General features: G+C 54.1%; 16 protein-coding genes. 15 read left to right on the top strand and 1 reads right to left on the bottom strand.

Annotated features, from left to right (window positions below; all coding sequences use genetic code 11):
• The first annotated feature begins 60 nt into the window (after positions 1 to 60).
• The 7 genes from efeU (at position 61) to phoH (ending at position 7,727) form a co-directional block, all read left to right on the top strand.
• Positions 61 to 906 carry an iron uptake transporter permease EfeU gene (efeU, locus tag GW579_RS04835; RefSeq protein WP_152326996.1) on the top strand — a complete coding sequence of 282 codons (846 nt, stop codon included), beginning with the start codon at positions 61 to 63 and terminating at the stop codon, positions 904 to 906.
• A 60-nt stretch (positions 907 to 966) separates the two neighbouring features.
• Positions 967 to 2,106 carry an iron uptake system protein EfeO gene (gene efeO, locus GW579_RS04830; protein WP_152326997.1) on the top strand — a complete coding sequence of 380 codons (1,140 nt, stop codon included), beginning with the start codon at positions 967 to 969 and terminating at the stop codon, positions 2,104 to 2,106.
• Positions 2,107 to 2,259: 153 nt separating this feature from the next.
• On the top strand, positions 2,260 to 3,567 hold the full coding sequence (gene efeB, locus GW579_RS04825) for an iron uptake transporter deferrochelatase/peroxidase subunit (RefSeq protein WP_165057852.1): 1,308 nt from the start codon (positions 2,260 to 2,262) through the stop codon (positions 3,565 to 3,567).
• A 172-nt stretch (positions 3,568 to 3,739) separates the two neighbouring features.
• Positions 3,740 to 4,900: an N-acetylmuramoyl-L-alanine amidase gene (locus GW579_RS04820; RefSeq protein WP_152326999.1), complete on the top strand. Its 1,161-nt coding sequence runs from the start codon at positions 3,740 to 3,742 to the stop codon at positions 4,898 to 4,900.
• Between the two features lie 73 nt (positions 4,901 to 4,973).
• Positions 4,974 to 6,236, top strand: coding sequence for a chloride channel protein (locus GW579_RS04815; protein ID WP_235937315.1), 1,263 nt, complete (start codon positions 4,974 to 4,976; stop codon positions 6,234 to 6,236).
• A gap of 192 nt (positions 6,237 to 6,428) precedes the next feature.
• Positions 6,429 to 6,875, top strand: a complete 447-nt coding sequence (locus tag GW579_RS04810; RefSeq protein ID WP_152327000.1) for a hypothetical protein — start codon at positions 6,429 to 6,431, stop codon at positions 6,873 to 6,875.
• A gap of 63 nt (positions 6,876 to 6,938) precedes the next feature.
• Positions 6,939 to 7,727, top strand: coding sequence for a phosphate starvation-inducible protein PhoH (gene phoH, locus GW579_RS04805; RefSeq protein ID WP_152327001.1), 789 nt, complete (start codon positions 6,939 to 6,941; stop codon positions 7,725 to 7,727).
• Between the two features lie 101 nt (positions 7,728 to 7,828).
• Here phoH and chaA read toward each other — a convergent pair whose 3' ends face one another.
• Positions 7,829 to 8,929, bottom strand: coding sequence for a sodium-potassium/proton antiporter ChaA (chaA, locus tag GW579_RS04800; protein WP_152327002.1), 1,101 nt, complete (start codon positions 8,927 to 8,929; stop codon positions 7,829 to 7,831).
• 479 nt (positions 8,930 to 9,408) lie between these two features.
• On the opposite strand from chaA, the gene chaB reads away from it, so the two are divergent.
• The 8 genes from chaB (at position 9,409) to GW579_RS04760 (ending at position 18,489) form a co-directional block, all read left to right on the top strand.
• On the top strand, positions 9,409 to 9,642 hold the full coding sequence (chaB, locus tag GW579_RS04795; protein WP_165057850.1) for a putative cation transport regulator ChaB: 234 nt from the start codon (positions 9,409 to 9,411) through the stop codon (positions 9,640 to 9,642).
• A gap of 351 nt (positions 9,643 to 9,993) precedes the next feature.
• On the top strand, positions 9,994 to 10,683 hold the full coding sequence (locus GW579_RS04790) for a gamma-glutamylcyclotransferase (RefSeq protein WP_152327004.1): 690 nt from the start codon (positions 9,994 to 9,996) through the stop codon (positions 10,681 to 10,683).
• A gap of 266 nt (positions 10,684 to 10,949) precedes the next feature.
• Positions 10,950 to 13,196 (top strand): TonB-dependent receptor, encoded by a 2,247-nt coding sequence (locus GW579_RS04785; RefSeq protein ID WP_152327005.1) that lies wholly within the window; start codon positions 10,950 to 10,952, stop codon positions 13,194 to 13,196.
• Between the two features lie 222 nt (positions 13,197 to 13,418).
• Complete coding sequence (locus tag GW579_RS04780; protein ID WP_165057848.1) at positions 13,419 to 14,987, top strand: ABC transporter substrate-binding protein; 1,569 nt, start codon at positions 13,419 to 13,421, stop codon at positions 14,985 to 14,987.
• Positions 14,987 to 16,039: an ABC transporter permease gene (locus tag GW579_RS04775; RefSeq protein WP_152327007.1), complete on the top strand. Its 1,053-nt coding sequence runs from the start codon at positions 14,987 to 14,989 to the stop codon at positions 16,037 to 16,039. The genes GW579_RS04780 and GW579_RS04775 overlap by 1 nt, the downstream gene beginning before the upstream one ends.
• Before the next feature lie 21 nt (positions 16,040 to 16,060).
• Complete coding sequence (locus GW579_RS04770) at positions 16,061 to 16,924, top strand: ABC transporter permease (protein ID WP_371819775.1); 864 nt, start codon at positions 16,061 to 16,063, stop codon at positions 16,922 to 16,924.
• A complete protein-coding gene (locus tag GW579_RS04765; protein ID WP_235937314.1) occupies positions 16,914 to 17,819 on the top strand; it encodes an ABC transporter ATP-binding protein in 906 nt (301 codons plus the stop codon). The genes GW579_RS04770 and GW579_RS04765 overlap by 11 nt, the downstream gene beginning before the upstream one ends.
• Entirely contained in the window at positions 17,812 to 18,489 is a 678-nt protein-coding gene (locus tag GW579_RS04760) for an ABC transporter ATP-binding protein (RefSeq protein ID WP_152327009.1), read from the top strand. Before GW579_RS04765 ends, GW579_RS04760 begins: the two co-directional genes overlap by 8 nt.
• Positions 18,490 to 18,762: the final 273 nt, after the last annotated feature.

Below are 18,762 nucleotides of genomic sequence, written 5' to 3'. Positions count from 1 at the left end.
CTTTACAGAGTCCTTACACATCTGTAAGTCTTCAGAATTCAGGGTTCGGGAGTTTCCGCTATGTTCGTTCCGTTTCTCATTATGTTTCGCGAAGGGCTGGAGGCGGCGCTGATTGTCAGCCTGATCGCCAGTTACCTTAAACGGACGCAGCGCGGGCAGTGGCTCGGTGTGGTCTGGATTGGCGTGTTCATTGCTGCGGCACTGTGTCTGGCGCTGGGGCTGTTTATCAATGCCACCACCGGCGAGTTTCCGCAAAAGCAGCAGGAGTTGTTTGAAGGCATTGTGGCCGTCATTGCGGTGTGCATTCTGACCTACATGGTGTTCTGGATGCGCAAGGTGTCGCGTTCCATCAAAGTGCATCTGGAAGGCGCGATAGATAACGCGCTCAATTCCGGTCGCGGTCAGGGCTGGGCGCTGGTAGCGATGGTGTTTTTCGCGGTCGCGCGTGAAGGGCTGGAATCGGTATTTTTCCTGCTGGCGGCGTTCCAGCAGGATGTCGGCATTGAAGCACCCATCGGTGCGTTACTCGGTCTGGGCGCGGCCATCGTGCTGGGTTTCCTGATTTACTACGGCGGCGTGAAGCTGCATCTGGCGAAGTTCTTCAAGTGGACCAGCCTGTTTATTTTGTTCGTCGCGGCAGGTCTGGCGGCCGGCGCTATCCGCGCTTTCCACGAAGCCGGTTTGTGGAACAGCATGCAGGATATCGCGTTTGATTTCAGCGGCACGCTGTCCACGCATTCCCTGTTCGGTACCTTGCTGGAAGGGATGTTTGGTTATCAGGAAGCGCCGACCGTCAGTGAAGTCGCGGTGTATTTCCTGTACCTGATCCCGGCGCTGTTCCTGTTCTTTATGCCTCAGGGAAAATCAGCCGTCACGGCTCCGGCCGGACAAAAAACACAACGCTGATTTTTAACAATATTGTTGTTCATACATTCTCTATTCACACAGTTTGTCACGGAGTGGTACATGTCATATTCATCCCCGCTGTTTCGCCGTAAAGCTTTACAGGTCGCGCTGCTGTCACTGCCCGCTTTTGCGCTGAGCGCTAATGTGCTGGCGGCTGATGTCCGTCAGGTCAAAATTGCTGTAAACGACAAACAATGTGAACCGATGGCGCTAACCGTGCCGGCCGGTAAAACGCAGTTTGTTATCCATAACAACAGCCAGAAAAACCTGGAATGGGAAATTCTGAAAGGCGTGATGGTGGTGGAAGAGCGTGAAAACGTGGCGCCGGGCTTCACGCAGAAAATGACCGCCAATCTGGAGCCGGGCGAATACGACATGACCTGCGGCTTGCTGAGCAATCCGAAAGGCAAACTGACCGTCACGGCGGAAGGCGCGGCGACCTCCGCAAAACCTGACGCCATGGCGCTGGTTGGCCCGATTGCGGAATACAAAGTGTATGTGACGCAACAGGTTGCTGAACTGGTTTCCCACACCAAAGCGTTCACGGATGCGATTAAGAAGGGCGATCTGGCGAAAGCGCAGGCGCTGTACGCCTCTACCCGCGTTTATTACGAACGTATCGAACCGATCGCCGAGCTATTCTCAGACCTCGACGGCAGCATCGATGCCCGTGAAGATGACTTCGAAAAGAAAGCCGAAGACCCGAATTTCACCGGTTTCCACCGTCTTGAGAAAATCCTGTTCGCCGACAAAACCACCAAAGGCGCTGAGCCTTTTGCTGACAAGCTCTATACCGATACCGTTGATTTGCAAAAACGTATCACCGACCTGACTTTCCCGCCGAACAAAGTGGTCGGCGGTGCAGCAGGCCTTATCGAAGAAGTGGCATCGAGCAAAATCAGCGGTGAAGAAGACCGTTACAGCCGCACAGACCTGTGGGATTTCCGTGCAAATCTCGACGGCGCGCAGAAAATCGTGAACCTGCTGCGTCCGCTGCTGGAAAAAGCCGACAAGCCGCTGCTGGATAAAATCGACGCGAACTTTAAAACCGTGGATACCCTGCTGGACAAATACAAAACCAAAGACGGTTACGAGAACTACGAGAAACTCTCCGACGCTGACCGTAATGCGATGAAAGGGCCGATCACGACGCTGGCAGAGGATTTAGCCAAGCTGCGCGGTGTTTTAGGTTTAGATTGATACTCCTCACCCTGCGAAGGGGGAGGCTGGGAGGGGGTTTAGCAGACCATACAATGGCTGATGCACACTTCAACTTTTTGATTTTGCTTTAATACCCCACCCCAACCCTCCCCTTCGCCGGGGAGGGAGCTTTTAAATTCCTGAGGCATAGCAATGAGCAATAAAAACGATAATAAGTCCGTACAACAGGGCGCGACTTCTTCTTCACGCCGCCGTTTACTCAAAGGCGTGGGATTGTTAGGCGGGGCATTTGCCCTCGGCGGCGCGGCCGGTGCGCAGGCAGAAAAAACACCGGGTGCCAAAAAAGAGTACACACCGGGAACCGTTTCTCCCGATGAACGCTGGGGCAAGCAGCCTTATTACGGCGAACATCAGGCAGGGATTTTAACGCCGCAGCAGGCGTCAATGATGCTGGTGGCGTTTGATGTTCTCGCGACCACCAAAGCCGATCTCGAGCGTCTATTCCGTCTGCTCGATACCCGTTTTGTCTTTCTGACTACCGGCGGCACGGCGCCATCGGTAGATCCGAAATTCCCGCCGATGGATTCGGGCGTAATGGGCGCGGAAATCTACCCGGACAATCTGACCATGACGCTTTCCGTGGGCGATTCGCTGTTTGACGAACGCTTCGGGCTGGCCGCTCACAAACCGCTTAAATTGCAGCGCATGGCGCGTTTTCCGAATGATTCCTTTGATGCCAAACTCTGCCACGGCGATTTGCTGTTGCAGATTTGCGCCAATAACAGCGACACCGTGGTTCACGCGCTTCGCGACATCATCAAGTACACGCCGGATTTACTCAGCGTGCGCTGGCGTCGTGACGGGTTTATTTCTTCCCACGCCGCGCGCAGCCAGGGCAAAGAAACGCCGGTTAACCTGCTGGGCTTTAAGGACGGCACGGCGAACCCGGATGCCAAAGATAAACCGCTGATGGACAAAGCCATCTGGGTAACTGCCGATCAGGGCGAACCGGGCTGGACGACCGGCGGCAGTTATCAGGCGGCGCGTCTGATCCCGTTCCACGTTGAGTTTTGGGATCGCACGCCACTTCAGGAACAGCAGACGATTTTTGGTCGCCACAAAGCGACCGGTGCGCCGCTGGGCATGGAAAAAGAGCATGATGTGCCGGATTACAGCAAAGATCCGGAAGGGAAGGTGATCCCGCTGGATGCGCACATTCGTCTGGCCAATCCGCGCACCAAAGAAACCGACGACAACCTGATGCTGCGTCGCGGCTACAGCTATTCGCTGGGCGTCACCAATTCCGGGCAACTGGAAATGGGGCTGCTGTTTGTCTGCTATCAGCACGATCTTGAGAAAGGTTTCCTGACGGTACAAAAACGCCTGAACGGTGAACCGCTTGAGGAATATATCCGGCCGGTCGGCGGCGGTTTCTTCTTTACGCTGCCGGGCATCCCGGATGAAAATCACTATCTGGGGCAAACCCTGATCGAAGCCTGATTTGTTTTCCTCCTCCGTTCCCCGCGGAGGAGGAATATTACCGGTCATCTTTTTTACCGTTCGTTACCGAATTCACGCCCTGTTAATACTCCCGCGCACTCCTGAAAACGTCAGTAATGTCATGATGATAAATCGTTAACGGCTTTATCACGATGCCTGCCCTGAGACTGTTATGACCATCAACCATTCCCGCAGAAAACTGCTAATTTTCGGCATTGGCCTGTCGCTGGCGACACCGCGCCTGTACGCCGCACAGAAGGCCGTACGCGTTTCAATGATGTCCGATGCGCGCCAGATTACCGTATCCCTGCCCGCCGCCGATAAACGCAGCCGCGTATTCAGGCTCGGCGCACCGGAAAGGGTGGTGATCGACATGCCGGTGGCGTCATTTCCGCCTGAACTGGAACATGCGCTGACCGTGGTCCGCCAAAAATTCCCGTGGATTGAGGAAGGGCGCATTGCCCATTTCAGCCCGGACGTGGCGCGTATTGTTCTGACGGTGAAGGGTAAACCGGTGATCACGCGCACCACAGAAAACGGCGTGATGAAGGTTGTCATTACAGAGGAAGGCCTCGCTGCACAAACGGCAGTGCAGGCTTTGCCTTTAGCCACCAAAGCGCCACTGGCGGAAAAACCCCTGCTGGTGATGATTGATCCCGGCCACGGCGGGAAGGACCCCGGCGCGATTGGCAATGAAGGGACGTATGAAAAACACGTGGTTCTGCACATCGCCAAACGGCTGCAAACCTTGCTGGATCAGCAGCACGGTATTCACGCGGTGCTGACGCGGCAGGATGACGTTTTTATTCCGCTTTATCACCGCGTCAGCCTGGCGCATCAGCACGAAGCCGACCTGTTTATTTCTATTCACGCCGACGGATTTACTAACGATCAGGTATCCGGCGCATCGGTTTTTGCGCTGTCAGAACACGGCGCGGGCAGCGCGATGGCGCGGTATCTTTCGCAGAGCGAGAACAGCGTCGACGTGCTGTATGACAATGATTTTAAGACCGACGATGAGTATCTGAAGGAGACGCTTTTCGACCTCGATCAGCACGAAACCATTCACCGCAGCATGGATTTCGGCAGCCATCTGGCGGCGAACATTGTCAAAGTGCATCACATGCACAGCCCGCATCCGGAACAGGCGGGCTTCGCGGTGCTGAAATCCCCGCGCATTCCGTCGGTGCTGGTGGAGACGTCCTTCATCACCAACAAGCAGGAAGAAAAACTGCTCGGCGAACCGGTCTTTCAGGAAAAGATGGCGAGGGCGCTGGCGGAGGGCATTAACAGTTATTTTCTCAACGAAAAGAAAAATAACTTGCTGAGCTGACGTGCGGTTTAACTGATGTTTTGTAAGCTGTTTAGAGAACCCAAACATCAGATATTAATGCGGAGTGCCTGCGTTGAATAATTCCGAAATTTCCAGCCCGTTATGGCGGCTGACGGCCGCGACATTGTGTACCGGCGTGCTGGCCGGTCTCGGTGGCATGATGCTGGCGCTGATCCTGCACTACATCCAGCATCTGGCCTTCGGCTACAGTCCGGATTTTATCATCAGCAGTGAAAGCTTTTTGCAGGGCGTCAGCGAAGCCACGCGTAGCCGGCGGCTGATCGTGCTGATTATCTGTGGTGCGGTTGCCGGCGCAGGCTGGTGGGCGCTGTACCGCTGGGGAAAACCGCTGGTGAGCATTGCCGCGGCGGTGAAATCAGAAAATCCGCGTATGCCGTTTGTCAGCACGACGATTCATGCGTTGCTGCAAATTATCACCGTCGCGCTCGGTTCGCCGCTCGGACGTGAGGTCGCGCCGCGCGAAATCGGTGCGGTCAGCGCAAACTGGCTGTCGCTGCGCTTCAGGCTGACGGCGCGCGAAACGCAAATCATGATTGCCTGCGGCGCAGGTGCGGGGCTGGCGGCGGTGTATAACGTTCCGCTTGGCGGCGCAGTGTTTGTGCTGGAAGTGCTGCTCGGTGCGTTCCGCTGGCCGCTGTTGCTGCCTGCAATAGCAACATCCTCTATTGCCGCGCTGGTGGCGTGGACAGGGCTGGGCAACGAATCGCAATATCACCTGATGCAGCTGAACACCACACCCGCCTTGCTGGTCTGGTCGGCGGTCATGGGGCCGGTATTTGGCGTTGCGGCTTACGGGTTTACGCGGATGACCCACCGGGCGAAAGCGCAGGCCCCGCGCGATGCGCGTCTGATTATTTATAACCTGCTCAATTTTGCGTTTATCGGCATTCTGGCGGGCTGGCTTCCGCAATTATTGGGCAACGGCAAAGGCCCGGCGCAGCTGAGTTTTGATAATCAGATTACCGTAGCGTTAGCGGCAACCGTGCTGGTGGGGAAACTGGTGATTACCTGGAGCACATTACGCGCCGGGGCGCAGGGCGGATTACTGACGCCGGGATTATCCAATGGCGCATTGCTGGCCTGTATTTTGGGCGCGCTGTGGAATATTTTCTGGCCGGGAACATCGCTGGGTGCATTTGCCATTATTGGGGCGGCGGCATTTCTGGCGTCCTCAATGAAAATGCCCGTCACCGCTATTGTGCTGATAATGGAGTTCACGCGGGTGGATCATGACTTCTTAATTCCGATCCTTTTTGCCGTCAGCGGGTCGGTCGCCTGCTTTACTTTATGCAGTAAAATCACGGATAAAAAATAACCAGGGCGAGGATCGTAAAAAAGATCCTCATGATCCTATTGACGACAGTCACAAATTTTTTTACATTTTGGTAACGCAAATGTTTCAGCTGTCATTATACTGAAATTATATCGCGGTAGTTTTCAGGATATACGGGATAAGTTTTCACGAGGTGTCCGGCAACTGCCGTTAATAACACTGCGGGGAGCGCGAATGGTAAAGTCCATGTTTGGGCTGTTGATTGAAAATAACATGCTTCACCCACTGACTCGTTGTTGTCGCGTAAAAGCAAACGAGGGTAAGGCCTCCGACTCTCCAATATTAACCAAAACACTTTCAGTATATTCCTACCGCTTTTTAGAGAAGTTATCATCCACGCACCATCAACCCTGTTCTTTAACTGACTCTTTCATCCCTTTTAAAACAACTGCGAAACGCATTGGCTTTTATTCTGGCAATTTCACTGTGCGGGTCAGCGGTTTGTCATTATCGAGGATTTTACTTTCATTGAGAGTTTTATTTTCGGTGGATATGACAATGCCTCCTTGTGAACAGAAAGCAGCCAAAAGATTATCTCATAATCGCTTTGGTCTATTTTCCTCTTCACGATATTCAATGGCTGTACTTGGTCTAAAAGGAGACCAAAACCTCATTTGTTAGTGAAACATAACCGTGCGGGCATTATGCCTTAGCGTTAAGTGAATCAAACTGTAAGGTGCCACTATGGGAAGACAGAAAGCAGTGATCAAAGCTCGTCGTGAAGCAAAACGTGTAATTCGTAATGATTCACGCAGTCACCGCCAGCGCGAGGAAGAATCTGTGACGTCATTGGTACAGATGGGCGGTTTGGAATCGATTGGCATGGCTCGCGACACTCGCGATACGTCCGTCATCGAAGCGCGTACTGAAGCTCAGGGTCATTACTTATCAGCCATAGAGAATAAGCAGTTAATTTTTGCTACCGGCGAAGCAGGCTGCGGCAAAACATTTATCAGCGCTGCGAAAGCGGCAGAGGCATTAATTCACAAAGAAATCGACAGGATTATTGTTACCCGTCCGGTTCTCCAGGCCGATGAAGATCTCGGTTTCCTGCCCGGCGATATATCAGAGAAATTTGCACCTTATTTCCGTCCGGTCTACGACATTCTGTTACGTCGTCTGGGGTCTTCCTTCCTGCAATATTGTTTGCGGCCGGAAATAGGGAAGGTTGAAATTGCGCCATTCGCTTATATGCGCGGGCGTACTTTCGAAAATGCGGTGGTTATTCTGGATGAAGCCCAGAATGTCACGGCCAGTCAGATGAAAATGTTCCTGACGCGTCTCGGTGAAAACGTGACGGTTATAGTTAACGGTGATATTACCCAGTGTGATTTACCACGTGGAGTTGTATCGGGGCTCAGCGATGCACTGTCCCGCTTCGAAGAAGACGAGATGGTCGGCATCATTAAGTTTGATAAACAGGACTGCGTCCGCTCTGAATTGTGCCAGAGAACGCTGAATGCTTATTCGTAATTAACCTTATTCCCACCACAATGCATCACATAATGAAAAAGGCCGCTCCTGTGAGCGGCCTTTCTTATAATGCTTCACCCCTTCGCAGGGATTCGCCGATGTTAAAGCATAATAATCATCATATAGGCGCAGAATAATGCCAGATGCGCCGTGCCGTTCAGGACATTGGTACGGCCTGTCGAGAAGGAAATCTGGCACAAAATCAGCACCGACAGCATGACCACGATGTTCGCCGGGTCCAGCCCGAAAATTAAGTTCTGGCCGGTCAGGGTGGCGATAACGGTCACCGCCGGAACGGTCAGAGAGATGGTCGCCAGCACCGAACCGAAGAACAGATTCATGGCGCGCTGTACCTGATTTTTCAGCACCGCTTTTAACGCACCCAAACCTTCCGGGGAAAGAATCAGCAGCGCCACCAGGAAACCGGTGAACTGCGCAGGCGCGTTCAGTTCAGTCAGCAGGCTTTCCAGCGGATTGGCGTTGAATTTGGTGACGGCAATGACCAGCACCAGATGCACCAGCAGCCACAGTGTGTGCGTCAGATTGCTTTTTGAAGAAGGCTTTCCGTGGCCGTCTTCTTCGCCTTCATCTTCATGTTCATAGATAAACAGGCTCTGGTGCGTTTTGGTCTGAATCAGCAGGAATACGCCGTACATGGCGGCGGAAATCACCGCAACAAACAGCGCCTGCGGCGTGCTGAAATTACCGCCCGGTAAGGCTGCGGGCAGAACAAGTACGATCACCGCCAGCGGGAAAATCGCCATCAGATACTGTTTAATGCCGCCCAGATTGACGTATTGCGTGGCAAATTTACGGCCACCCAGCAGCAGGGCGACACCCACCAGCCCGGCGGTCACGATCATGATGATGGAAAATAATGTGTCACGCATCAGCGCGGGCGCGGCGTCACCGGTTGCCATCAGGGCCGAAATCAGACTGACTTCGAGGATGACCACTGAAAGGCTGAGGATGAGCGAGCCGTAGGGTTCACCTAAGCGGTGAGCCAGGACGTCGGCGTGACGGACAACGCTGAATGCGCTGGCGAGAATACCGACCAGCGCAATTAAATTGATGCCCACGACGGAGGCGAAGTTACTGCTGTTGCCCCAGAGGACGAGAACAATCAGGGCGGCAATAGGGAAAATCAGGGAGTATTCCTGATGGCGGGTTTTGATTTTTGGATGTTCCTGTGACGACACCATGATGATTATTCTCCTTATAAACACTCACGAAGTAACAACCGCCTGTCCCCGGTTGTCAGTAAAATGCATAGCAGCATAAAGATGTAACTCATTAAGTATAGTAGATAAATTAATCTGTTAACAGAAAAAAGTTGATGTTAGTCATTGAAATATCAGTTAGTCAGTATTTGTTGGTGGATAATTTGCATTAACTGTGCTTTTTTCTTTACTTAAATTTTATTGTTAATAAATTAAAGTTATAAATAACAGTTAGTTAGTTTTTGTTATGTGTTTAATGCTGGTGATGCGTCAATTTATGTAAATGATTACTATACCCATAAGGTTACTGCGCAAAAAACAGCTTTTTTTTCCCGAAAGAACAGAAACGCAGACTAATCTGGCAGGATCCATTGAGGGTAGCAGCTAGACTTATTATTGTGCACAGACTGAGCACACAATGAATGTGATGAAGATGAACGTAATGAAAAAGGAGAATAATCATGCCTTATCAGAATCGCTCAGCGCTACCCGATTCCGTGCGAAATGTCCTTCCTGCTCACGCGCAGGACATCTATAAAGAGGCCTTCAACAGCGCCTGGGACGAATATGCAAAAGCCAAAGACAGGCAGGGTGATGATTCGCGTGAGGAAACTGCGCATAAAGTGGCCTGGGCTGCGGTAAAACATGGCTATGAAAAAGGGGATGACGACAAGTGGCACCCCAGGAAATCCTGATATCCCCCGGCAGGCACCCGGACGCCGGGCCTGCCGGACTCCTCCTCCCAAACACTATTTCTCACGCCCGTTTTTTCTGATCCCCTGCTTAAAAGTCAATATTCTTACAATGTTCACAAAATAATCACTTTATTTTCGTTTTGTGATCCCCCGCAACCTTGATTGCAACGACAGAAACGAATAAGGTTTCAACAAACACGGGAATACTAAACTTCCTAAAATTTAAACGGCGGCCTCAGTTAAATGCCGGGCTTGTCCGATAACAGATATCACTCGCACCCACGACAGCGGAGAACACAGCGTTAACAGCATGGCATGTTCAAAAGTAAGTGGTACAGAAGGGGGGAATGAATGTTAACTCGAGATTTCCTGCGTAACGCAGATTGTAAAACAGCATTCGGCAATATCGACGAATCGATGCTACTGACCCCTGAACAACGCGCCGCCTCATTAGGTTGTGCTCTGGCGCGTCGCCCCGACAACAGCCCGGTGTGGATTTTTGGCTACGGTTCACTGATGTGGAACCCGGTCTTTGATTCCGAAGAGGCGCGTCCTGCCACCCTGCATGGTTATCACCGTGCATTCTGTTTACGTCTGACTTCCGGGCGAGGAACCCATGCCCAGCCGGGCCGTATGCTGGCGCTGCGCGACGGCGGAAAAACCACCGGTCTGGCGTTCCGTCTGCCGGAAGACAAACTGCATGAAGAGCTTGAACTGCTGTGGAAACGCGAAATGGTGACCGGCTGCTACCGTCCGACGTGGTGTGAGCTTGAGCTCGACGACGGGCGCAAAGTCACTGCGCTGGTTTTTATCATGGATCCGTCGCATCCGCAGTATGAAGCTGACACTGACTATCAGGTTATCGCACCGCTGATTGCGCAGGCCAGCGGACCGCTGGGCACCAACGCGCAATATCTGTTTGCGCTGGAAAAAGAGCTGAATAATTACGGCATGCGGGATGACTGCATGAGCGAGCTGGTGAAACAGGTGAGAATGCTTCTGTCTGTTTCACCCGGTTTTGATGTTCCCGGCCTGAGCTGATTTTCCTGAAACACGTTTTTCCGCTGCGCGGGCTCCCTGCGCAGCGTTTCCTTTCTCCGCCGACGTTTTTATCTTTCTGAATTCAAGCGATTAGCCTTAGTTTCCTGCCGTTATGATTTCCGTTTGATACTTAAAACCCCCATTAACATCCTGTTTACTATGATTTTTTAACGAAAAGTCAGTTGCAATTGCAAAACGCCTGAGCATAATCCGAATGGTTTTAATAATTATTCTCATTATCGATTGAACTTTTCAGGGAATCCTCAATGCGCGCTCAACGTGAAATTTTTCACACGCCTGTTTTCGCCCGTAAATTGCTGCCAGTGGTGATCTCTGCCGCACTGGCGGCGGTTACGCTGCCTGCACATGCGGCCACCACCACAACACCCGCGACTGACGCTGTTGATACGGCGTCGTCTAAAACCGGCGACACCATTACTGTCACTGCCGCACAGACCGATTTTAAAGCGGGCGGCGAGACACCGGTGCCGGCATATCTTGACGGCGACGTGGCCAACGGCGGGCGTCTCGGCGTTCTGGGTCAGCAGGACGCCATGAATGTGCCGTTCAACGTCATCAGTTTCACCAACAAACTGATTCAGGATCAGCAAAGCCGCACGCTTGGTGATGTGCTTAATAACGACGCCAGCGTTCAGACCGGTTACGGCTACGGAAATTACGCGGAAACTTTCAACATTCGCGGGTTTGCGTTAGACGGCGAAGACATTTCCTACGGCGGTCTGTACGGCGTATTGCCGCGGCAGCTGGTGCCGATGGAACTGGCAGAGCGCGTGGAGCTGCTTAAAGGCTCCAGCGCCTTTCTTAACGGCGTACCGCCGGGCGGCACGGGCGTGGGCGGTAACGTCAACATTGAACCCAAACGCGCCACGGATACGCCAGTCAACCGCGTGACTGTTGATTACACCTCATCTTCTCAGGTGGGCGGCGCGGTGGATGTCGGTCGTCGTTTTGGTGATAACAACCAGTGGGGCGTACGTGTCAACGCCGTGAACCGTGAAGGCGAAACGGCTGTTAATGACGAACACCGCCGCCTGACCATGGGCTCCGTTGGCCTCGATTATCGCGGCGATCGTTTCCGCTCTTCCTTTGATTTTGGCGTGACCAAACAGACTGTTCACGGTGGTCGTCCGGTTGTCTATCTGGGCAATGCGACCAAAGTGCCGGATGCGCCTTCAGCGACCAAAAACTACGGGCAGGATTTTGCTTCCAGTAATCTGGAAAATGAATTCGGTATGCTGAAAGCCGAATACGACGTGGCAGACGACTGGACCGTTTATGGCGCGGTGGGTATGAACCATGACCGTGAATACGGTAACTACAGCTCTCCGACGCTGAAAGATGACAACGGCAACGCCACCATGGGCCGTCTCACCGTGCCTTACGTCTCTGACAGCGTTGCCACGCAGGCGGGTGTCCGCGGTAAATTCGACACCGGCTTTATCAGCCACAGCGTGAATCTGGGCATGTCGAGCGTGTACCGCAAATACAAAACCGCGTACACCATGTCGGCATCGTCGATCAATACCAATATTTATGATCCGGTTGACGCCAGCTCTCCGGCCACTTTGTATGCGGGCGGTAGTATGGGCGATCCGGCGCTGCGTAACCGTGTCCAGAACGTCGGCGTGTCGGTTTCCGATACCTTATCGATGCTCGACGACCGTCTGCAACTGATTGCCGGTCTGCGCCGCCAGAACGTCATCGTGAAGGATTACAGCTACACCGGAACCGAAACTGACTCCTTTGAGCAGATGAAAGTCACGCCAGCCTTCGGCCTCGTCGTGAAACCGTGGGAACACGTTTCCTTCTACGCGAATCACATCGAAGCCTTGCAGGCCGGTGAAGTGTCAGGCACCACGTACAACGGAAAAGTCGTCACCAACGGTGGTCAGGCTTCCGGCATTGAAACCTCCAAACAGGATGAGGTCGGCGTGAAAACTGACTTTGGCCGTATTGCGGGCACATTGTCTCTTTATCAGATTAAGAAACCGGTCGGTATGTATCGCGCCACCGGCGACACCTATGAATATGGTACATACGGTGAAGTCCGTAACCGTGGCGTAGAGCTGAACGTGTTTGGCGAACCGGTGCTGGGGGTGCGTCTGAACGGCAGTGTGACCTGGATGAACCCGGAAATGACCCAAACGCAGGACGGTGCTTACAATGGCAAAGATGCGGTGGGTATTCCGCGTTACCAGTGGGTGCTTGGTGGCGAATGGGATATTCCCGGCGGCAGCGGTGTGACGGCGCTCGGCAAAGTGATCCGCTCCGGTTCGCAATATGCCGATGAAGAAAACAGCCTGAAAGTGGACGGCTGGACGCGTCTGGATCTTGGTTTGCGTTACGTGATGCCGGTCGGCCAAAACACGCTGACATGGCGTGCCAGTCTGGAAAACGTCACCAACGAAAAATACTGGGCATCAGCGACGGGCGGTTATCTGACGCAAGGTGACCCGCGTGAATTTAAGCTCTCCGCGACCTACGACTTCTGATTTTAATGCACTCCCTTTCCTGTGCCGGGGAAGGGAGTTTTTTCACGTATTTTGTACAGTAACAATCCCCGGCAAACGCCCGTCCTGACTCATTAATAACCAATCAGATAACGTTATGCAAAATATGCATAACGATAGTATTTATCAGACTTTCTGGTAGGTTGAAGAAACTTTACACTAATAAGACGTTAGCAATTTCGCTACATTGGAGAGTGTTTCTTGATGAAAGCTTTATTACCGTCCGTCCTGTTTACGGCTATTGCGGCCAGCTTCTCTGTTCAGGCTGCCACGCCGCCGGACACACTGGTTATCGCCCAATCCATTGATGACACCTCCAGTTTTGACCCGGCTCAGGGTTTTGAGCTGACGACGGTTCAGGCTTTCAACAACATTTACCAGCGCCTGGTGCAGTCAGACCCGAAAAATCCAATCGATTTAAAACCGACGCTGGCGACTTCATGGGAAGCCGCGAAAGACAACCGCAGCCTGACGTTTACACTGTCGCCAAAAGCGGTGTTCGCCAGTGGTAATCTGCTGACCGCCGATGACGTTATTTTCTCGCTGTCGCGCGTGGTGAAACTGAATCTTGAGCCCTCATTCATCCTGACGCAACTGGGCTGGACCGACAAAAACGTCGATACCTTCCTGACTAAACTCGATGACCATCACGTCAAAATCAGCTGGACCGCCGACGTCAGCCCGTCATTCGTGCTGAGCCTTCTGTCTGCGCCGGTGTCTTCCATCGTTGACAGCAAACTGGTGAAAACCAATGTTGCCTCTGACGATCTCGGTCACCAGTGGCTGAGTAACCACTCCGCCGGTTCCGGCCCGTACCAGATCCGTAACTATATTCCGCATGAAGTGGTCATTCTTTCCGCGAACCCGACCTCACCCGAAGGCGCGCCGAAGCTGAAAACCATTCTGATTAAAAACGTGCCGGATCCGGCTGCACGCCGCCTGCTGATTGAACAGGGTGATGCCGATATGGCGCGTAACCTCGGTTCCGACCAGATGGCTGCGCTGGAAGGCAAGAAGGGCGTGAAGCCGCTGGCGATCCCTTATGCTTCCCTGTATTTCCTGCAATTTAATGCCAAAGCTTCTCCGGCGCTGGGCAATCCGGCTTTCTGGGAAGCGGCACGTTACCTGTTTGACTACAACCACATCGCGCATGATCTGATGAAAAATCAGTTCCAGGTGCATCAGGCATTCCTGCCGGAAGGTTACCTCGGCGCGGTAAATGACACGCCGTACACCTATGATCCGGCCAAAGCCAAAGCGATTCTGGCTAAAGCAGGTCTCACGAATGTAAGCTTCACGCTCTCCACGTCTAATCAGCCACCGTATCTGGACATCGCGCAGGCCTTGCAGGCCAGCTTCGCGCAGGGCGGCGTGACCGTGAAACTGGATCCGGGCTTAAGCCAGCAGATCTCCACCAAAGTGAAATCACACGATTACGACGCGTACATGTCTTCGTGGGGCCCGGATTACTTTGACCCGAATACCAATGCCTCTGCGTTTGCGTTCAACCCGGAAGATGGCAGCAAAACGCTGGCATGGCGTGCTAACTGGTCAATTCCTGCCCTGAACAAACTGACGCTGGCCGCTATTGCAGAGCCCGATCAGGCAAAACGCGTGGCGGATTATCGTCAGCTGCAACTCGAAGTGCAGAAAAACTCACCGTTTGTCGTTGGTTTGCAGGCCAAAAGCCTGATTGCCGTGCGTGACAACATTAAAGGATATGTTCAGGGCATCAACCCGGACATGGTCTTCTACAGCAAGGTCACTAAGTAATGACAGACAGTTCAACGCCCGCCGGATTCGTCCGGCAGGGCTGGCGCTGGTCAGGCCGTTTGCTGACCGGCGTGATTTCGCTGGCGCTGACATTGCTCGGCTTGCTGGCGTTCACCTTTACGCTTTCCCATCTTGCCCCGATTGACCCGACGTTGCAGGTCGCGGGCGATCACGCCAGTGAGGCCACCTACGCGCAGGTACGTCGCGATCTGGGGCTGGACCAGTCGGTTCCCGTGCAGTTCGCCAAATATCTGGATCACCTCGCGCATGGCGATATGGGGATTTCCCGCATCACCGCGCAGCCGGTCGCCAGTGATCTGATGCGCACCTTTCCGGCGACGGTAGAACTGGCAACCTGTTCCATTTTGCTGGGCGGAACGCTGGGGATTTTGCTGGCGCTGCTGGCCGTGTGGAAACCCGGAAGCTGGCTGGATAACATCGCCCGGTTTGTTTCGCTGCTCGGTTATTCCGTGCCGATTTTCTGGTTAAGTCTGCTCGGCCTGCTGTTGTTTTACGCCGTACTGCACTGGGCGGGCGGCCCCGGACGGCTCGACGATTTGTACATGTACACCATGACGCCGCGCACCGGTTTTGTGCTGATTGATACCTGGCTTTCCGGCGACCGTGACATGTTCTACAACGCGATCAGCCATTTATGGTTACCGGTGACGGTGCTGGCGATGCTGTCGATGGCAGGGATTACGCGCCTTTTGCGTGCGTCCATGCTGGGCGAAATGAACAAAGAATACGTGATCCTGGCGCGCTCAAAAGGCGCGGGCAGGGTGCGCGTGTTGCTGTGCCACGTCTTCCCGAACGTGCTGGGCACGCTGATTACCGTGCTCACCCTTTCTTATGCCAGCCTGCTGGAAGGGGCGGTACTGACGGAAACCGTGTTTGCCTGGCCTGGCGTCGGACGTTACCTGACCACTGCGCTGTTTGCAGCGGATACCCCGGCTATTCTCGGCGCAACATTGCTGATCGGCACCTGTTTCGTGCTGCTCAATGCGCTGGCTGACGCCCTTACTTATTTGCTCGATCCGCGGACCCGGTAGTTTTCGCTTATGACTCAACAAATGATCCCTGAACAACCGGCGCAGGCTGACGCCGGGGCTAACGTCTGGAAGCCCGCGCGCCGTATCACTGCGCTCTCGGTCGGCCTGGTACTGGTGGCAATTCTGGTGCTGACCGCGCTGCTCGCACCGCTGCTTGCGCCTTTTGACCCCAATATTCAGCACATCGAATTACGCCTGCTGCCGCCGTCCGGCGCGCACTGGCTGGGCACTGACGGCTTTGGCCGAGATCTGCTTTCCCGCGTGATTTACGGCGCACGTCCGACACTGCTGCTGGTGTCGCTTATTCTGATCCTGACCATCCCGGTGGGGCTGTTAATCGGCATCAGCGCCGGGTATATCGGTGGCTGGTTTGAGCGAATTCTGATGCGTCTGACCGACATCGTGATGTCATTGCCGAGTCTGGTCATGGCACTGGCACTTGTCGCTATTATGGGGCCGGGGCTGATGAACGGCGCACTGGCGCTGGCCTTCACCAGCTGGCCGCCGTTTGCGCGTCAGGCGCGGGCGGAAACGCTGGCGCTGCGGCGCAGTGATTATCTGGCGGCGGCGAGAATGCAGGGCATCGGCGGTTTGCGTCTGATGTTCGGCCATATTCTGCCGTTGTGTCTGCCCAGCGCGGTCGTGCGCGCGGCGCTCAGTCTGGGCGGCATTATTCTGGCGTCTGCCGGTCTGGGGTTCCTGGGCATGGGCATTCAGCCACCGACCGCCGAATGGGGCTCGATGGTTGCCGAAGGCAGTAAAGTGATTTTCGACCAGTGGTGGGTAGCGGCTGCGCCGGGTGGCGCAATTCTGTTTGCCAGTCTGGCTTTCAACCTGCTGGGCGACGGCCTGCGTGACAAAATGGATCCACGACATGGCAACTGATGCTCAAACGCTTCATCAGCAACACAATCACCAGAAGACGCAGCACACCGACCGGCTGACGGCGAAAGATCTCACCATTTATCTGCCGGGCGAACGCCCGCTGGAACTGGTGAAATCGCTCTCTTTCAGCGTCGGGCAGGAACGTGTGGCGCTGGTGGGGGAATCGGGTTCCGGTAAATCCCTGACCGCGCGCGCCCTGATGGGATTACTGCCGCACCCGTGCAAGCTGCGCGCTTCCGAGCTGACGCTCGGTGACAATGATCTGACCACGCTGAAAGAACGCGAGTGGAGCCGTCTTCGCGGGAACCGTGTGTCGATGGTGATGCAGGATCCGAAACATGCGCTGAATCCGACGCAGAAAATCGGCAAACAGGTGGAAGAACCGCTGCGCCTGCATACGCGTCTTGGCCGCAAAGAGCGGCAGGAAAAAGTCGCCGATATGCTTAACGCTGTCGGCCTGCCAAATCCGGCCTTCCTGCAACAACAATATCCGCATCAGCTTTCCGGCGGGATGGGCCAGCGCGTGATGCTGGCGATTGCGCTGATCAACGATCCGCAATGGCTGATTGCTGATGAACCTACGTCTGCGCTGGATTTCGACATGCGCGAACAGGTTCTCGGGCTGATTGAACGGCTGGTGGAACAGCGCAACATGGGGCTGATTCTGATCAGCCACGACCTGCAACAGGTTGCGCACCACTGCGAGCGCGTGCTGGTGATGTACAAGGGCGAATTGCTGGATGAACTGCCGGCAGACCAGCTGGCGCAGGCCACGCATCCGTATACGCATACGCTGTGGTCATGCCGTCCGAGCAAATTTACGCACGGAGAACGCCTGCCGGTGCTGGATCGCGCACTGCTGGCGTCACTGAAAAAGGAATCTCGCCATGACTGAAATCGTTGCGGAACTGGATAAGCTGAGCGTTTCGCACCGTCAAGGTTACGAAGTGCGTACCGTGGTGCATAACGTCAGCCTGACGATTAACAAAGGCGAATGTTTCGGTCTGGTCGGGCCGTCCGGCTGCGGTAAATCCTCTTTGCTGTGGGTACTCGCCGGGCTGAACGGCAACTGGGACGGCAGCCTGACGCTGCTGGATCACAAAGTGAAACCGGGCAAACCGTTTACCGGCAGCCTGCGCCGCGATGTGCAGATGGTATTTCAGGATCCGTATGCCTCGCTGCACCCGAAACACAAGCTGCTGCGCACGCTGGCGGAGCCGCTGAAAATCCTCAAAGAGCAGGATATCGAACAGAAAATTGCCGAAGGTTTCCGTCAGGTCGGGCTGGATCCGGCGCTGATGAACCGCTATCCGCACCAGCTTTCCGGCGGCCAGCGTCAGCGCGTGGCGATTGTGCGTGCACTGTTGCTTAAACCCAAACTGCTGCTGCTCGATGAACCGACCTCCGCGCTGGATATGTCGGTACAGGCGGAAATCCTCAATCTTCTGAATGACCTGAAAGCGACCAGCGATCTGACCATGATTCTGGTGAGCCACGATGCGGATGTGATTGATCATATGTGTGATCGGGCGGTGCATATGGCCAAGGGGTATGTGCTGAGCTGAAGCTGTTGAGGGTTTTAAGTTCAAATTCAAGGCCATATTCACGGTCAAATTCAAAACCGCGGGCGTCGGCCCTCAGCGACTTGGGGGCGGCATATCGCCGCCGTTCCTCAGGTCTCCGGTACGCTCCGTTCAGCAAGATTTTGAGCGCGCCATAGTGGCTTTATAAAAACCGAGTCTTTTTCATTCCTTAATCTATTTTATTAAAATACATAGCTTTATTTCATTGTTCTTGCCTTGCCGCTGCACCTCTACACTCGGAAAAACTGTCTTTTC

Origin of the sequence: Rahnella contaminans (genome assembly GCF_011065485.1) — a bacterium.
In the GTDB taxonomy this organism is placed as follows: domain Bacteria; phylum Pseudomonadota; class Gammaproteobacteria; order Enterobacterales; family Enterobacteriaceae; genus Rahnella; species Rahnella contaminans.
The sequence above is the reverse complement of the archived record's forward strand: the minus strand, read 5'-3'. Positions and strand labels throughout refer to the sequence as shown.

What these genes read in the sequence shown, in the direction of transcription:
- efeB (WP_165057852.1), top strand. Translation starts at nt 2,260, where the DNA reads ATGAGCAATAAAAACGATAATAAGTCCGTACAACAGGGCGCGACTTCT.
- GW579_RS04810 (WP_152327000.1), top strand. Translation starts at nt 6,429, where the DNA reads ATGGTAAAGTCCATGTTTGGGCTGTTGATTGAAAATAACATGCTTCAC.
- chaB (WP_165057850.1), top strand. Translation starts at nt 9,409, where the DNA reads ATGCCTTATCAGAATCGCTCAGCGCTACCCGATTCCGTGCGAAATGTC.
- GW579_RS04770 (WP_371819775.1), top strand. Translation starts at nt 16,061, where the DNA reads ATGATCCCTGAACAACCGGCGCAGGCTGACGCCGGGGCTAACGTCTGG.
- chaA (WP_152327002.1), bottom strand. Translation starts at nt 8,929, where the DNA reads ATGGTGTCGTCACAGGAACATCCAAAAATCAAAACCCGCCATCAGGAA.
- GW579_RS04780 (WP_165057848.1), top strand. Translation starts at nt 13,419, where the DNA reads ATGAAAGCTTTATTACCGTCCGTCCTGTTTACGGCTATTGCGGCCAGC.
- GW579_RS04760 (WP_152327009.1), top strand. Translation starts at nt 17,812, where the DNA reads ATGACTGAAATCGTTGCGGAACTGGATAAGCTGAGCGTTTCGCACCGT.
- GW579_RS04765 (WP_235937314.1), top strand. Translation starts at nt 16,914, where the DNA reads ATGGCAACTGATGCTCAAACGCTTCATCAGCAACACAATCACCAGAAG.
- GW579_RS04785 (WP_152327005.1), top strand. Translation starts at nt 10,950, where the DNA reads ATGCGCGCTCAACGTGAAATTTTTCACACGCCTGTTTTCGCCCGTAAA.
- phoH (WP_152327001.1), top strand. Translation starts at nt 6,939, where the DNA reads ATGGGAAGACAGAAAGCAGTGATCAAAGCTCGTCGTGAAGCAAAACGT.
- efeO (WP_152326997.1), top strand. Translation starts at nt 967, where the DNA reads ATGTCATATTCATCCCCGCTGTTTCGCCGTAAAGCTTTACAGGTCGCG.
- GW579_RS04775 (WP_152327007.1), top strand. Translation starts at nt 14,987, where the DNA reads ATGACAGACAGTTCAACGCCCGCCGGATTCGTCCGGCAGGGCTGGCGC.
- efeU (WP_152326996.1), top strand. Translation starts at nt 61, where the DNA reads ATGTTCGTTCCGTTTCTCATTATGTTTCGCGAAGGGCTGGAGGCGGCG.
- GW579_RS04820 (WP_152326999.1), top strand. Translation starts at nt 3,740, where the DNA reads ATGACCATCAACCATTCCCGCAGAAAACTGCTAATTTTCGGCATTGGC.
- GW579_RS04790 (WP_152327004.1), top strand. Translation starts at nt 9,994, where the DNA reads ATGTTAACTCGAGATTTCCTGCGTAACGCAGATTGTAAAACAGCATTC.